At 70.7% G+C, this 14,725-nt stretch carries 11 protein-coding genes; 5 read left to right on the top strand and 6 right to left on the bottom strand.

Annotated features, from left to right (window positions below):
* Positions 1-109 precede the first annotated feature (109 nt).
* The 4 genes from I4Q55_RS28095 to I4Q55_RS28080 all read left to right on the top strand — a co-directional run bounded on the left by I4Q55_RS28095 (position 110) and on the right by I4Q55_RS28080 (position 6,867).
* Positions 110-2,698, top strand: coding sequence for an exo 1,3/1,4-beta-D-glucan glucohydrolase (locus I4Q55_RS28095; protein WP_206791885.1), 2,589 nt, complete (start codon positions 110-112; stop codon positions 2,696-2,698).
* Between the two features lie 62 nt (positions 2,699-2,760).
* Positions 2,761-4,356, top strand: a complete 1,596-nt coding sequence (locus I4Q55_RS28090; RefSeq protein WP_206791773.1) for a DUF885 family protein — start codon at positions 2,761-2,763, stop codon at positions 4,354-4,356.
* 53 nt (positions 4,357-4,409) lie between these two features.
* On the top strand, positions 4,410-5,105 hold the full coding sequence (locus I4Q55_RS28085) for a response regulator transcription factor (protein WP_206791772.1): 696 nt from the start codon (positions 4,410-4,412) through the stop codon (positions 5,103-5,105).
* Positions 5,095-6,867 carry a cell wall metabolism sensor histidine kinase WalK gene (locus tag I4Q55_RS28080; RefSeq protein ID WP_206791771.1) on the top strand — a complete coding sequence of 591 codons (1,773 nt, stop codon included), beginning with the start codon at positions 5,095-5,097 and terminating at the stop codon, positions 6,865-6,867. The genes I4Q55_RS28085 and I4Q55_RS28080 overlap by 11 nt, the downstream gene beginning before the upstream one ends.
* Here the strand turns inward: I4Q55_RS28080 and I4Q55_RS28075 are convergent.
* From I4Q55_RS28075 to I4Q55_RS28060, 4 genes are all read right to left on the bottom strand, one after another.
* Entirely contained in the window at positions 6,846-7,997 is a 1,152-nt protein-coding gene (locus I4Q55_RS28075) for a 4-hydroxybenzoate 3-monooxygenase (RefSeq protein ID WP_206791770.1), read from the bottom strand. The genes I4Q55_RS28080 and I4Q55_RS28075 overlap by 22 nt on opposite strands.
* 74 nt (positions 7,998-8,071) lie before the next feature.
* Positions 8,072-8,827, bottom strand: coding sequence for an IclR family transcriptional regulator (locus tag I4Q55_RS28070; RefSeq protein WP_206791769.1), 756 nt, complete (start codon positions 8,825-8,827; stop codon positions 8,072-8,074).
* A gap of 46 nt (positions 8,828-8,873) precedes the next feature.
* Positions 8,874-10,637, bottom strand: a complete 1,764-nt coding sequence (locus tag I4Q55_RS28065; protein WP_206791768.1) for a chitinase — start codon at positions 10,635-10,637, stop codon at positions 8,874-8,876.
* 282 nt (positions 10,638-10,919) lie between these two features.
* Positions 10,920-11,477 (bottom strand): AAA family ATPase, encoded by a 558-nt coding sequence (locus tag I4Q55_RS28060; RefSeq protein WP_206791767.1) that lies wholly within the window; start codon positions 11,475-11,477, stop codon positions 10,920-10,922.
* Between the two features lie 250 nt (positions 11,478-11,727).
* Between I4Q55_RS28060 and I4Q55_RS28055 the strand changes: the two genes are divergently transcribed.
* Positions 11,728-12,150 (top strand): hypothetical protein, encoded by a 423-nt coding sequence (locus I4Q55_RS28055; RefSeq protein WP_206791761.1) that lies wholly within the window; start codon positions 11,728-11,730, stop codon positions 12,148-12,150.
* On the opposite strand, the gene I4Q55_RS28050 is transcribed toward I4Q55_RS28055, so the two are convergent.
* Both I4Q55_RS28050 and I4Q55_RS28045 read right to left on the bottom strand, forming a co-directional pair.
* Positions 12,128-13,852: a serine/threonine-protein kinase gene (locus I4Q55_RS28050; protein ID WP_206791760.1), complete on the bottom strand. Its 1,725-nt coding sequence runs from the start codon at positions 13,850-13,852 to the stop codon at positions 12,128-12,130. The genes I4Q55_RS28055 and I4Q55_RS28050 overlap by 23 nt on opposite strands.
* A complete protein-coding gene (locus tag I4Q55_RS28045) occupies positions 13,849-14,637 on the bottom strand; it encodes a hypothetical protein (protein ID WP_206791758.1) in 789 nt (262 codons plus the stop codon). Before I4Q55_RS28045 ends, I4Q55_RS28050 begins: the two co-directional genes overlap by 4 nt.
* Positions 14,638-14,725 lie beyond the last annotated feature (88 nt).

Here is a 14,725-nt window from a genome sequence, read left to right as displayed (position 1 = left end):
CGCCCGGTGAGGATCGGCCGGTCCGCCGTTCATCGCAGAATGGACCAGACCCATGGCCCGTAGATCCCGCGCGTGGTCCCGTGCGCGCCGAAGTTCGCTCGTCACGCTGATGAGCCTGAGCCTGCTGGGCGGGATCGCCCAGGCGACGCCGGCCCAAGCCGAAGCCCCGCAACCCGTCATCGGCCAGCCCGCCAAGGACAGGGACGGCTGCGCCCGGATCGAGAAGAGCCTGCCTGCCCTCGCCGACTGGCCGAAGGTCGACAGCCGGTTCAAGGGGAAGGCCGGCGACGAGCAGCGGATCGCCGAAATCCTCAAGGGCATGACCCTGGAGGAAAAAGTCGGGCAGATGACGCAGCCCGAGATCGCCGCCATCACCCCCGACGAGGTCCGCCAGTACGCCATCGGCTCGGTCCTCAACGGCGGCGGCTCGTGGCCCGGTGGGAAGAAGTACGCCACCCAGCAGGACTGGCTGAACCTCGCCGACGCCTACTGGAACGCCTCCAAGACGAGCCGCACGAAGATCCCCGTCATCTGGGGCATCGACGCCGTGCACGGCAACAACAACGTCTACGGCGCCACCGTCTACCCGCACAACATCGGCCTCGGCGCCGCGCACGACCCCTGCCTGGTCCGCGACGTCGCCGCCGCCACCGCCCGGCAGATCCGCGCCACCGGCCAGGACTGGGCCTTCTCGCCCACCCTCGCCGTCGTCCAGGACGACCGCTGGGGCCGCACCTACGAAGGCTTCTCCGAGGACCCGCGCATCACGCGCTCCTACGGCTACGAAGCCATCAACGGCCTCCAGGACGGCGCCACCAAGCGCATCGGCTACAACGGCGTCATCGCCACCGCCAAGCACTTCATCGGCGACGGCGGCACCATCAACGGCCAGGACCAGGGCGTCACCCCCGCGTCCGAAGCGGACATGATCAACGTCCACGGCCAGGGCTACTACGGCGCGCTCGCCGCCGGCAGCCAGACCGTGATGGTGTCGTTCAACAGCTGGACCAACGCCGACCTCGGCATCAACGAGGGCAAGCTGCACGGCAGCGACAAGGCGCTGAACCAGATCCTCAAGGGCAAGATGGGCTTCGACGGCCTCGTCGTGTCCGACTGGAACGGCATCGGCCAGGTCACCGGCTGCACGAACTCCTCGTGCCCGCAGGCGATCAACGCCGGCATCGACATCGTGATGGTGCCGAACGACTGGAAGGCGTTCATCACCAACACCGTCGCCCAGGTGCAGAGCGGCCAGATCCCGATGGCGCGCATCGACGACGCCGTCACCCGCATCCTGCGCGTCAAGCTGCGTGACGGCCTGTTCGAGTCGCAGAAGCCCTCCGACCGCTCCTACGCGAACTCCGACGAGGCGCTGAAGGACAACTGGCTGGCGCGCGACGCCGTCCGGGGCTCGCAGACGCTGCTGAAGAACAACGGCAACGTGCTGCCGCTCAAGCCGGCGTCGAAGGTCCTGGTCGTCGGCAAGAGCGCCGACAACATCGCGAACCAGACCGGCGGCTGGACGCTCAGCTGGCAGGGCACCGGCAACACCAACGCCGACTTCCCCAACGCCACGTCGATCCTGACGGGCATCAGGCAGAACCTCGGCGACGCCAACGTCACCTTCGACGCGACCGGCAACGTCGACCCCAAGGGCTTCGACGCGGTCATCGCGGTCATCGGCGAGACGCCGTACGCCGAGGGCGTCGGCGACCTGACCCGAAAGTCGCTCGAAGCGGCGCGGCTCTACCCCGAAGACCTGGCCGTGCTGGACAAGGTCAGCGGCAAGGGCACCCCGGTCGTCACCGTCTACGTCGGCGGCCGCCCGCTGTACATGAACAAGGAGATCAACCGCTCCGACGCGTTCGTGGCCGCGTGGCTGCCCGGCACCGAGGGCGGCGGCGTTGCCGACATGCTGGTCAAGGGCAAGGACGGGAACGGCTACCAGGGCACGCTGAGCTACTCGTGGCCGAAGAGCGCGTGCCAGTCGCCGCTCAACCCGTGGTCGCCGAACTACGACCCGCTGTTCAAGCTCGGCTACGGCCTCAAGACCGGCCAGCGCGCCACCGTGGGTCAGCTGGACGAGACCCCCGGCCCGGCGTCCTGCACCGCGACCGGCGGCGGCGGGACCGCGACCGAGGACCTGGCGATCTACGACCGCACCGACGTGCCGCCGTACACGAGCCAGATCGGCTCGGCGGAGAACTGGGGCGGCACGGTGATCGGCCCGGACGGCACGGCGGCGCACACCGAGATCAACGTCGTCCCGACGGACGTCAACGTGCAGGGCGACGGCCTGAAGGCGACCTGGACGGGCGCCGGCGCGGCCCAGCTGTACATGCAGAACACGGCGGGCACCAACGATCTGCGCGGCTACCTCAACGCCGACGCGGCGCTGGTGTTCGACACGACCGTGCAGCAGGCACCGGCCAACCGGACGGTGATCAGCATGCACTGCGTCTACCCGTGCTTCAGCGAGGTGAACGCGACGAAGCTGTTCACCGACCTGGCGGGCGGCCCGAAGACGACGGTGAAGATCCCGGTGTCCTGCTTCGACAACGGGCTCGACTTCGAGCACATCAACACGCCGTTCCTGGTGTACACCGACGGTGCCTTCCAGGCTTCGTTCGCGAACGTGCGGTGGGTGCCGAAGGGTGCTCTGGATCCGGACGCGAGAACCTGTTCGAGCCTGACCTGACGGCGACCGGGCCGGGAGCGGATTCCGCTCCCGGCCCGGTTCGTTTCCGGCACCATGAAGAGATGCCCCTCGCCGACGAACTCCTCCACGTCCTGGCCACCTGGTCCCCGCTCGAAGCGACCTACGTCGGCGTTCCCGGGTACGACCACATACTCCCCGACCCGAGCGAAGCCGGCCACGCACGGCTGCGCGCGGAAGCCGCCGGCATCCTCGAACGAGCCCGAGCCTCGGCCGATCCCGACAAGATCACGCTGGGTGTCGTCGTCCAGCAAGCGGAAGCCCTGATCACCCGGATCGACACCCGCGTCGTCGAGTTCACGCTCGCCGATCCGCTGTACGCCGTCGGCATGTCCCACCTGGCCTTCCTGCCCCAGCTCGAGCCCGCCGGCCCGCGCGCCGAGGAAGATTTCCTGACCCGGCTCGCCGCCTTCCCCGCCTTCTACGGCGCTCTCGCCGAACGCCAGCGCGCCGGACGGACGCCCGTCGACCGCATGGCACAGAACGCGATCGGCTTCCTCGACCGGTTCCTCGGGCAGGACACCCCCTTCCCCCAGCAGCTCGGTGCGCGCCGCGACGAACTGGTCGCCGGCACAGTGCGGCCGGCGCTGGCCCGCTACCGCGAGTTCCTCGCCACCGAAGTCGCCGGGCACGGCCGGTCCGACGACCAATCCGGCCTCTGCTGGCTCGAAGACGGCGAAGCGCACTACGCCGCCCTGGCGCGCATGCACACCACCACGGACCACACCCCGGCGGAACTCCACCAGCTGGGCCGGGACGTGCTCGCGGAGCTCGAAGCCGAGTACGCCGAACTCGGCGGCCGCGTGTTCGGGCTGACCGACCCGGCCGAGGTGCGCCAGCGGCTGCGCAGCGACGAAAGCCTCCGTTGGCGGGACGCCGCGGAGATGCTCGAAACCGCCCGGAGCGCCGTCGCCCGCGCGACCGCCGCCGCGCCGGACTGGTTTCCGCGGGTGCCGAAGGCCGAGTGCGTGGTGAAAGCCGTGCCGGAGGCCGAAGCGCCGGTCGCCGCGGCGGCGTACTACCTGCCGCCCGCGCTCGACGGCTCGCGGCCGGGTGTCTACTTCACCAACACGCACGAAGTGCACACCCGCGACCGGTTCATCGCCGAAACCGTCGCGTTCCACGAAGCCGTGCCCGGCCACCACTTCGCGGAGTCGCTGGCCCTGGAGCTGCCCGGGCTGCCGCAGCTGCGGCGGATCGCGCTGATCACCGCCTACGACGAAGGCTGGGCGCTCTACACCGAGCGGCTCGCGGACGAAATGGGCCTGTTCTCCAGCGATCTGATGCGGCTCGGCATGGTCGCCGAGGACTCGGTCCGCGCCGCCCGGCTGGTGGCCGACACCGGCCTGAACGCGCTGGGCTGGACGCGGCAGCGGTGCGTCGGGTTCCTGCGTGCGCACACCGTGCTTTCCGAGGTCGAGGTGCAGTCCGAGGTGGACCGGTACATCGAAGAGCCCGGCCAGGCCCTGGCCTACCTGACCGGCCGTCGGGAGATCCAGCGCCTGCGCCGGTTCGCGGAAGAGCGGCTCGGCGACGCCTTCGACCTCAAGGAGTTCCACGGCGTCGTGCTGGGCAGCGGGAAGCTGCCGCTGAAGGTGCTGGACGACGTCGTCCGGGCCTGGGCCGGCGCCAAGGTGTGAAGATCCGGTCAGGATGCGGTGGGAACGGTGTCAGGACGCCTACCCTCGACGCCGTGTGCGCACGTGTACTGGTCGCCGAGGACGACGAGAAGCAGGCCGAGGTGCTCCGGCTCTACCTCGAAAGCGAAGGCCACACCGTGGTGCTGGCCGCCGACGGCCGGGCGGCGCTCGACGAGGCCCGGCGCGACCGGCCCGACCTGCTGGTCCTCGACGTGATGATGCCGAAGGTCGACGGCCTCGACGTCTGCCGGATCCTGCGGCAGGAGTCCGACGTCGCGGTGCTGATGCTCACCGCCCGCGCCACCGAGGACGACCTGCTCCTCGGCCTCGATCTCGGCGCCGACGACTACCTCACCAAGCCCTACAGCCCGCGCGAGCTGATGGCGCGGGTCCGGACGCTGCTGCGGCGCACCGTGTCGCGCCGCGAACCGCCCGACACCGCGTTGCGCGCGGGTGAGCTGCGGCTCGACCCGGTACGGCACGAGGTGTCGGTCGGCGGCCGGCCGGTCGACACGACGCCGGGCGAGTTCCAGCTGCTGGAGACGCTGATCCGGCAGCCGGGCCGGGTGTTCACCCGCCGTCAGCTGCTCGAGCTCACCCGCGGCGACGACCGGTTCGTCAGCACCCGGATCATCGACGTCCACGTGCTCAACCTGCGCAAGAAGCTCGAGCCCGACCCGCAGAACCCCGTCTACCTGCGGACCGTCTTCGGCGTCGGCTACAAGCTCACCCCCGAAGATGCCCCGTAGCTTTCCGCGGCGACGCAGTCTCGTCGTCCGGCTCACCGCCGTCTCGCTGCTGATCGCCCTCGCCTCCATCGCGGCGACCACCTGGCTTGCGGTACAGACCACCACCCGCGCGATCCAGCAGGAGCAGGGCCAGGCCCTCTCCGGCGACGCGACGATCTACACCGAGCTGCTCGGCTTCGCCGCGGCGAACCACACGTGGGACCAGGTCGGCCCCCGGCTGCGGGCGCTGTCGGAGCAGACCGGCCGCCGGGTCGTGCTGACCACGCTCGACCGCCGCGTCCTCGGCGACTCCGGCGGCGCGCCGGTCACCCTGCCGGTCAAGGCGACCGCGTCGGTCGACCCGCTGCACGTCGACCCGGTGCTGCTGCCCGAGGCCGGGACGAGCGGCATCGACCCGCGCGCGGCCGGCCCGTTCAGGCTGCCGCCGTCCGAACGCGCGCACCTGTCCAACCTGGCCACGAAGGCGTCCGCCTGTCTCGCCTCGATCGGCCTGCCCAGCCAGGTGCGCGACTCGCCGAGCGGGCGGCCGCTGCTCACCGGCCTCGACCCGCTCACGGCCCGCTACTACGCGGGCAAGTGCCTGCTCTTCGAGCTGGCCGAACCGACACCGACCGAGCAGACCGCGCTCACCGGCCTGAACGAGGCCGTCAACCGCTGCCTGCAGAACCAGGGTGCCGAGCCGGTGAAACTGGGCCTCGACCTGGAAGTCCTCGGCGTCGCCGAGCAGCGGCCGATCGAGGGCTGCCTCGACGCGGCCCGCCGCGAACAGCTCACGCCGTACGTGGCGCCGCCCGCGTTGCTGTTCACGCTCGGCCCCGGCGGATCACCGCTGCCGACGTTCACGCTGTCGCGGGAGAACCTCACCCGGATCCTCGCGGTGACCGGCGGCGTGCTGCTCCTGGCCGTCGCGCTCACGACGCTCGTCGCGCGGCGGCTGTCCCGCCCGCTGCGGGCGCTGACCGAGGCGGCGCAGCAAGACCGGCCGGCGCCGGTGAAGTCCCGCGACGAGGTCGGTTACCTCGCCGCCGCGTTCAACGACCTCACCGCGCGGCGCGAACGCATCGAGGAGCAGCGGAAGGCGATGGTCAGCGACATCGCCCACGAGCTGCGCAACCCGCTCAACGTCATCCGCGGCCGGCTGGAGGCCGCCGAGGACGGGCACCTCCCGTTCGACCGGGCGCTGACCGCGTCGCTGCTCGAAGAGACCGTGCTGCTCCAGCACATCGTCGACGACCTGCAGGACCTCGCCGCGGCCGACGCCGGGCAGCTGCGCCTGCACCCGGAGCCCCTCGACGCGGCGGAGCTGGCCGGCCACGTCGCCGCGGCGCACGCCGACCGGGCCGCCGCGGCCGGGGTCACGCTCACCGTAGACACCACCGCCGCCACCGGCGACTGCGCGCTGGAGGCCGATCCGGTGCGGCTGCGCCAGGTCGTCGGCAACCTGGTGACGAACGCGATCCGGCACACGCCGCCCGGCGGCCGCGTGACGATCCGCGTGTCGGCCACCGCGGACGAGGTGACGCTCGCTGTGGCCGACACCGGCACCGGCATCGCCGCCGAGGACCTGCCGCACGTGTTCGACCGGTTCTGGCGGGCCGAGAAGTCCCGCAGCCGCCAGACCGGTGGCAGCGGGCTCGGCCTCGCCATCGTGCGCCACCTCGTGCAGGCCCACGGCGGCACGGTGGTCGCCGAGTCCGAAGTGGACGCCGGGTCGACGTTCACCGCCCGGCTGCCGGTGGTCTACAGGGGCAGGCCGGCGTAGTTCTCGGCCAGCTCGGTCTTCGCGGCCGCCGACGTCACCGTGCGGTGGAGCTGGGAGAGCTGGAGCTGGGCGTCGAAGCCGTCGCCGTGGCGGTGCAGCATGGACGTCATCCACCACGAGAAGTGCGTGCAGCGCCAGACCCGCCGCAACGCCGTCTCCGAGTAGGCGTCCACGAGCCGGTCGTCGCCGCGGAACGACGCCGTCAGCGCCTTCGCCAGCAGCGAGACGTCGGCGACGGCCAGGTTCAGTCCCTTCGCCCCGGTCGGCGGCACGATGTGCGCCGCGTCGCCGGCCAGGTAGAGGTTTCCGTGCCGCATCGGGGTCGTCACGAAGCTGCGCATCGGGAGCACGCTCTTCTCCGTGATGGTCCCGGTCCGCAGCGTCCACCCCGGGACGCCGAGCCGCTCGGACAGCGCCGTCCAGATCCGGTCGTCGCTCCACTGAGCGAGGTCCTCGTCCGGCGCGACCTGCAGGTAGAACCGGCTGACCCGCGGCGAGCGCATGCTGTGCATCGCGAAGCCGTCCGGGTGCCAGGCGTAGATCAGCTCGTCGGTCGACGGCGCGACGTCGGCCAGCACGCCCAGCCACGCGAACGGGTAGGCCCGTTCCCAGACCTGCGGCTCGGGGATCGAGGCCCGGCTCGGCCCGTGGAAGCCGTCGCAGCCGACGACGACGTCCGCGTCGATCCGCCGCGCGACGCCGTCGGCGTCCACAAAGGTCACCGACGGCTGCCCGGTGACGTCGTGCAGGGTGACGTCGGAAGCCGAGTAGTACGCCGGGTGGCCCGCCTTTTCCCGCGCCGCCATCAGGTCCTTGGTGACCTCGGTCTGGCCGTAGACGGTCACCGACCGTCCGATGAGGCCGGTGAAGTCGACGTGGTGCCGGTTTTCCGGCCACTGGAGGTAGATGCCGCGGTGCTCCATGCCCTCGACGTCGAGCCGGGCGCCGAGGCCGACGTCCCGGAGCAGCTGGACGGTGCCGGCCTCGAGGATGCCGGCGCGGATGCGCGCCTGGACGTACTCCGCGGTCTGCCGTTCGAGCAGCACGGAGTCGATGCCTTCGAGGCCGAGCAGGTGGGACAGCAGCAGCCCGGCCGGGCCGGCGCCGACGATGACGACCTGGGTACGCACTGGAGGATGTCCTTTCCCGCGGCAGGGCCCCGAGCATGGATCGGCGGCCATGCTGACCACCAGGACATTCTCATTCAGTGAGAGAGATTCCCCATCGCCCGCGAAATCCCGCGCGCGGCGGCCCGCAGCGCCGGGATCTGCATCCGCGCGCCCCGGTCGTTGGGCACGATCACCGACAGCGCGGCGACGACGTCGCCGGCGGGCCCCCGCAGCGGAACGGCGATGCCCGTGGTCTCTTCGTCGATGAAGCCGGCGCAGAAGGCGTAGCCGTTGCGCCGGACGTCGGCGAGGAACCGGCGCAGCCGCGCCGGCTCGGTCAGCGTGGTGCGCCGGAAGGCCTCGAGCGGGCCGGCGAGCACCCGTTCCTGCAGGTCGGCGGGGGCGTGGGCGAGCAGCACCAGCCCGGAGGACGACGCGTGCAGCGGCAGCCGCCCGGCCACCCGCGTCACGTTGACGACGGCGCCGGGTGCCGAGAGCCGTTCGACGAACAGGACCTCGCGGTCTTCCAGCACGGCGAGCTGGGTGTGGTGCCCGACAACGGCGTGGAGGTCTTCCATGAAGGGCAGCGCGGCTTCCCGCAGCCCGAGCGTCGGCGACGCGCGGGAGGCGAGTTCCCAGAGCCGGACGCCGACGCGGATCCGCCGGTCGGGATCGCGCCGCAGCCAGCCGTGCCCGACGAGTTCTTCGACCAGCCGAGACGCGGTGGCGACGGGCAGGCCGGCTTTTCGCGCGATGTCGGTGACGCGCAAGGCGGGCGTGTCCGGCCCGAAGGTTTCGAAGATGCGGACGACACGGCTCAGGACGGACTCGCCTTGCGCCGGTTTGACCACGTCGGACAGTGTGCCCCACCCGGGCGGCGGAGCACACTGTCCAACGTCAGGGAAGGGCGTTCAGGAACGGTTCGTGGCTGTTCTGGAACTCCCAGTTGTAGTACTTGTCCCAGTTGATCGACCACGTCATCAGCCCGCGGAGCGCGGGCGACGTGCCCCCGCGCAGCGTGTAGGAGCCACACCCACTGCCCTTGACCAGGCAGTTCACCGCGGTTTGGACGTCAGCGGGAGACGTGTAACCGTTGCCGGCGCTGACGGCGGCGGGCAGCCCGACGGCGATCTGGTCGGGACGCAGGCCGGGGAAGAACAGCCCGGTGTTGGCGACGCTGAAGCCGGCTTTGAGCATGTCGGTCATCGCGATGTGGAAGTCCGGGCCGCCCATGGTGTGGTACTGGTTGTCGAGTCCCATGACGGGCCCGGAGTTGTAGTCCTGGACGTGCAGCAGGGTGAGCGAGTCCCGCAGCGCGTGGATGACAGGGAGGTAGGCGCCGGTCCGCGCGTCCCCGGCGCCGGAGCCACCGTAGAACTGGTGCCCCACCTGCACGAAGAAGGTCTCCGGAGCCATGGTGAGCACGAAGGACGAGCCGTACTTCGCCTTGAGCGCCTTGAGCGCGGAGATGAGGTTGACGACGACGGACGTGGTCGGGTTCCGGAAGTCGGTGTCCCCGGCGTCGAGCGAAAGCGAGTGGCCTTCGAAGTCGACGTCGAGGCCGTTGAGGCCGTACTTGTCGATGATGGCGGAGACGGAGCTGACGAACTTGTCCCGCGCGGCGGCGGTGGTGAGCTGGACCTGGCCGTTTTGCCCACCGATGGAGATGAGCACCTTCTTGCCCTGAGCTTGCTTGGCCTTGATGGCGGCGACGAAGTCGGCATCGCTTTCGACGTTCGGGCATTCGGCGACGGGACACCGGGTGAAGCGGATGTCCCCGGAGGTGACGGAGGTGGGTTCCCCGAAGGCGAGATCGATGACATCCCAGGCGGCGGGGACGTCGGCCAGCCGGACATAGCCGGAGCCGTTGGCAAAGCTGGAGTGCAGGTAGCCGACGAGAGCGTGCTTGGGCAGCCCGGTATCGACACAGCCACTGGTACTCCCGGTGACAACGGCACTCTTGGGCGACTCACCGGCACCGTTGTAGGCGACAACGGAGTAGCTGTGAGTAGTGCAGGCGGCAAGGCCACCAATGGTCGCGGTCGTCCCGCTCACAGTGGCGACGACGGCGGCACCTTCGTAGACGCGGTACCCGGTGACGGAGCCGGAGCCGGCACCCCAGCCGAGGGTGAGGGAGTTGTTCGTGACGGCGGTGATCCGCGGCGCACCGGGGGAGGTCGGAGCGCCGGGGGTGGTGCCACCAGGACCGCCGAGGACGACGTCGTCGGCGTAGTAGGTACCGGCGCCGTACCAGCCATGGAGGTAGACCTGGACGGAGGTCTGGTTACCGGTGGTGAAGGTGAGCTGGAGCTGGTTGTAGTTCGCATTGCCGGACCACGTCGAGGGACCACCGGCGATCCCGAGGTAGACGGGGTTCCCCCGCACCCAGGCGGAGACGGAGTAGCTGGAGTTGGGCTGAACGGAGACGACCTGCGAGCACTGAGCGTAATCAGAGCCAACGGGCGTAGCGGCGAGGGCATAGCCGCCGGAGTGGACGGGAGTGGTCACGGCGGCGGCGTTGCCGCAGGTCCAGCCGGAGAGCGAGCCGGCTTCGAAGCCGGGATTGGCGAGAAGGTTGGCAGCCTGCGCAGGGGCGGCAAGCACCCCGGAAAGGCCAAGCACGAGGGCGGCAAGGGTAAGGAACAGCCGGGAACGCCTCATCGGGTCCTCCAGTCAGGGAGAGCCCCATTGTCTGGACCAATACGCAAGTTGTCCAGACCAAAAAGAAGGGGTTGCGACCAAGGGCGAGCGCAAGGCAAAGCCCCCGGCCACACCCCCCTGCCGACCCGATACGCAGCCGCATCAGCGGCCGTCACGCCGGGTCAAGGCACGCTTTCCCGCCTTGACGCGGCGTGACGGCCGTTGAACAATCGGGCGCCGGGTCGGTGGAGAGAACAAAATCCCAGGTCAACACCACCAACGAAAAGCCCGGGTCACCGAAAATCACGAAACCCCCACCAGCAACTTGGCCACCAGCCGAGTCCGAGCAGCCCGCGGCCGATCAACAACCTGAACACTCCGCCACCCCAGCGGAACCTGATCGGCCAGCAGCTCCTCCCGCCACTTCCCCACCCGCCGAACATGCCGGGCAAAGGACCGAGCCCGCACCACCCGCCCCCGGCTCACCTGCCCGGCCAGCGCGACCTCCGCCGGCACGTCCAGGAAGAGCAACCGCACCGACCGCCCGCTCAACACCCCGACCAACGCGAGCAAAGCCCTGGTCGAAGCCCGCGTCGAAGGCTCGTGAACCACGACCGGCCCGTTCTCACCGAGCGCGTGCCGGACGATCCGCAGCCGGTGCCACGCGTGCACGACCGGCCGGTACCACCGGTACGGCACAGCCGGAACCACCGCCCCGAGTCTCTCCCGCACCTGGTCGGAGTCCAGCACGGGCAACCCGACGGCGGCGTGCCGCAGCATGGTCGTCTTGCCCGCTCCAGGCAGCCCCGCGACGACAAGCAGGTCGCGCGGGCCGAGCTCGATGACAGTGGGCTCGTTCATGCCCGGCCAACGTCCCGGCGAAGGTAATCGTTCCTTTACCTTGCGATCACGCACAGTGACGATCGGCGGTGAAGACCACCCAGCCGGCGGCCTGCCGTGTTTCCCGTCACCCCATCGCCTGAAAACCCATGCGCGGCAAGGCATCCGACGTCGAACCGCTTCGGGTGAAGATCCCGCCGGGGCCTTCCGGACGTCCGGAAAATCCCTATCTTCTGAAAGGGACGCTCAGTGAGAACAGGGGAAACTCGTCATGACCCAGTCGCTGGAACTCCCGGTCCAGGAATACTGTCTCGATTGGACGCTCACGGGCGAGGAAGGCGCCCGGGTCGGGGTCACTCTGTCCGGGCAGGTGTCCCTCCTGGACAACAACCGGTTCTACAAGATCGACGGCGTCGTCTACGTCACCGAGGGCGACACCGACATCCGCGCCGTCGGCAACCCGCGGATCTCCGTGCGCCGCAACGGCGTCGAGAAGACCGGGCGCCAGTGGGGCTGGGAAATGTGCTCGGCCCGCAAGAGCCTCGGCGCGCTCAACACGATGGAGGGCTACTTCGTCCGCACCGGGTACTGGGCGCCGGCCGACCGCGCGATCCAGCTGAGCCTGTGCGCCGAACACGGCTGGAGCCGGCGCAAGAGCTACAGCCCGCACGTCACCGTCCGGATGGTCGACTGACCACAGTGGACGCCCGGCGCCGCGCCGCCGCGACGACCAGCCCGGCCGCAAGGGCCCCGGCCACGGCACACCCGGCTCCGAACCCCGCCGCCGGCTCGTGCACCCGGAGCACGGACACGCACAGCCACACCGCGGCACCGAACAGCAGACCCAGCACGGGCCCGCCGGCAGCGGCACCCCGCCAGCGGTGGCCGCTGCGGATCGTCCGCAGCCCCGATTCGAGGTAGGCGAGGGCGAACAAGGCCAGGATGAGACTGCCCGCACCCATGGCGCTGGCCAGCGGGTGCTGGCTGGTGCGCAGGGTGAAGGTCTGCGTGGCCGTGCCGGTCCGCACGTCGGCGGTGACGGCACCCCCGACAATCCACCGCGCGACCCCCGGAAGGGTGAGCTCGGCGGTGAAGCCATTGCCATCGGGCTTGGCCTCGGTGGCAGCGGACCCGAGCGGAATCCCGGCGGCGGAGAGGTCCAGCACAACACGGCCAGGGTTCCCGGGCCCGGTCAGGACGAGCGGCTTGCTGAGATCCACTTCGACGGGAGCGGCGAGGGAGGAACCCCCGAGGTCCAAGGCGCCCGCCGCCGGGTGCGGCAGCTGCGCGGGGTTGAGCAGGGCGAGCACAACGAGCACGACGGCGGCCGCGGCGGCCGCCAACCGCAGCCAGAGGACAGCAGCCGACGAGTCCGGCTTCGGCGGCGGATTGGGCGGCGGGTTGCTCGGTGCGCCCACGAGCGTCGGATCCGGCGTCTGCGGCCGTGCCACCGGGCGCGTCCGGGCTTCCACCGGTGGCGACGGTGCCGTCGCCGAGTTCAGGCCACCGATCACCCGGGGCGTCAAGTGCAGCACCGGTACCCCGGACCGCTCCAGCCACCCCGGGCCGTACACCACCGTCGCCGCCGCGGCGAGGTCCGCCGCGAACGACTCCGCCTCCCGGTACCTCGCCTCCAGCTCGCGGGCCAGGCTGCGCATCACCACCCCGGCGATCGGCGCCGGCACCCCGGAAATCGGCTGGGGGTCGGTGAACATGTGCTGGCGCATCATGCTGATCGCGCCGCGGGTGTTGTCGAACGGCAGGCGGCCCGACAGCAGCTCGTACAGCACCGTCCCCGCCGCGTACACGTCCGCCGCCGGGCTCAGCGCGTTGCCCATGGCCTGCTCCGGGGCGATGTACGCCGGTGTTCCGAGGATCTCGCCACCATGCGTCACCAACGTGGCGCCCTCGCTGATCACCCGCGCGATGCCGAAGTCAGCCACCTTCACCACGCCCTGCGTGCTGAACAGCAGGTTCCGCGGCTTCACGTCCAGGTGCAGCACGCCCGCCCGGTGCGCCGCGTGGAGCCCGGCCAGCATCGCCAGCCCGATCGCGCACGCCTGCTCGCCGCTGACACCACCGCCGTGGAACCGGCTGTGCACCGTCCCGCCGTCGAGCCGCTCCATCACCAGCAGGTGCTCGCGGCCGGTGCGGACGTAGTCGTACACCGGCACGATGTGCGGGTGGTCCAGGCTCGCCAGCACCCGGGCCTCGCGGTCGAACAGCTCGCTGCTCGCCGCGTGGTTGAGCACGTCCCACGGCAGCTGCTTGATCGCGACGCTGCGGCCCAGCGTCCGGTGCACGCCGGCGAACACGACGCCCATGCCGCCTTCGCCGATCGACTCCCCGATGTCGTACTGCGGCAGGGCGGCGACCAGCTCGGCCGGTGCGCTCATCGGGTGAATTCTTGCGTGGACGGGACCGGCAGCTGCACCGTCTTGTCACTCTCGGTCACCGACGGCGGCGCCGGGTGCGGGGTCAGGTAGCCGAGCAGGAACGCGATCGCCGCCGTGCCGAGCACCACCGGGATCTCGATCGCCGGCTCGGGCGGGACCAGGCGCAGCACCGACAGGCTGATCACCGCGACCAGGCCGGTGCCGAACCCGGCGGGCAGGAACCGCACGCCGCGGCGCCAGCGGTTGGGCGCCAGCCGGTGCCGGGCCAGCGCGAGCAGCGCCGTCACCCACGCCAGGATCGTCAGCACGAGCATCGCCAGGCCGAAGACGCCGTAAACCGACCAGAAGGAGCCGCGGACGTCGGCGACCGTCGTCGCTTCGCCCAGTGTGACGCGCCCGGCGTCCAGCAGCTCGACCGACGACGGCAGCAGCCCGGTCGCCTGCCCCGCCAGGTCACCGAGGTCGAGGACGAACGTCCGGGACACCGACCCGCGGGCCGGCACCTCGAAGGGCGCGGTCGTGTCGTAGGCGAAGAACGTCAGCGCGAGCGCGACGCCCGAGAGCCGGACACTGCGGACCTTCACCGGCGCGGTGCCGGAGTTGGTCGCCACCACCTGCAGCTCGACCTGGTTCGCCGGGTCGATCGGGATCGTGGCGTCCTCGATCGGCCGCTGGTCGATCGACACCTGCAGCCGCAGCGGCGCGGACTCCGCCGACGCCGGTGGAGCGCCCAGCAGCACCGCGCACAAACCCAACGCAACCCCCGCCGCGATGACACGTCCCATTGGGCATCCCCTACTTGCGTTATCGACTGGCCTGGAATGCTACAGCGAGCACACACCGGGGAGGGACGTCCCAATGCGATTCGTGGTT

The sequence above is a fragment of the Amycolatopsis sp. MtRt-6 genome (assembly GCF_017308975.1).
Lineage (GTDB): Bacteria > Actinomycetota > Actinomycetes > Mycobacteriales > Pseudonocardiaceae > Amycolatopsis.
The sequence above is the reverse complement of the archived record's forward strand: the minus strand, read 5'-3'. Positions and strand labels throughout refer to the sequence as shown.

What these genes read in the sequence shown, in the direction of transcription:
- I4Q55_RS28095 (WP_206791885.1), top strand. Translation starts at nt 110, where the DNA reads ATGAGCCTGAGCCTGCTGGGCGGGATCGCCCAGGCGACGCCGGCCCAA.
- I4Q55_RS28090 (WP_206791773.1), top strand. Translation starts at nt 2,761, where the DNA reads ATGCCCCTCGCCGACGAACTCCTCCACGTCCTGGCCACCTGGTCCCCG.
- I4Q55_RS28080 (WP_206791771.1), top strand. Translation starts at nt 5,095, where the DNA reads ATGCCCCGTAGCTTTCCGCGGCGACGCAGTCTCGTCGTCCGGCTCACC.
- I4Q55_RS28065 (WP_206791768.1), bottom strand. Translation starts at nt 10,637, where the DNA reads ATGAGGCGTTCCCGGCTGTTCCTTACCCTTGCCGCCCTCGTGCTTGGC.
- I4Q55_RS28060 (WP_206791767.1), bottom strand. Translation starts at nt 11,477, where the DNA reads ATGAACGAGCCCACTGTCATCGAGCTCGGCCCGCGCGACCTGCTTGTC.
- I4Q55_RS28055 (WP_206791761.1), top strand. Translation starts at nt 11,728, where the DNA reads ATGACCCAGTCGCTGGAACTCCCGGTCCAGGAATACTGTCTCGATTGG.
- I4Q55_RS28050 (WP_206791760.1), bottom strand. Translation starts at nt 13,852, where the DNA reads ATGAGCGCACCGGCCGAGCTGGTCGCCGCCCTGCCGCAGTACGACATC.
- I4Q55_RS28045 (WP_206791758.1), bottom strand. Translation starts at nt 14,637, where the DNA reads ATGGGACGTGTCATCGCGGCGGGGGTTGCGTTGGGTTTGTGCGCGGTG.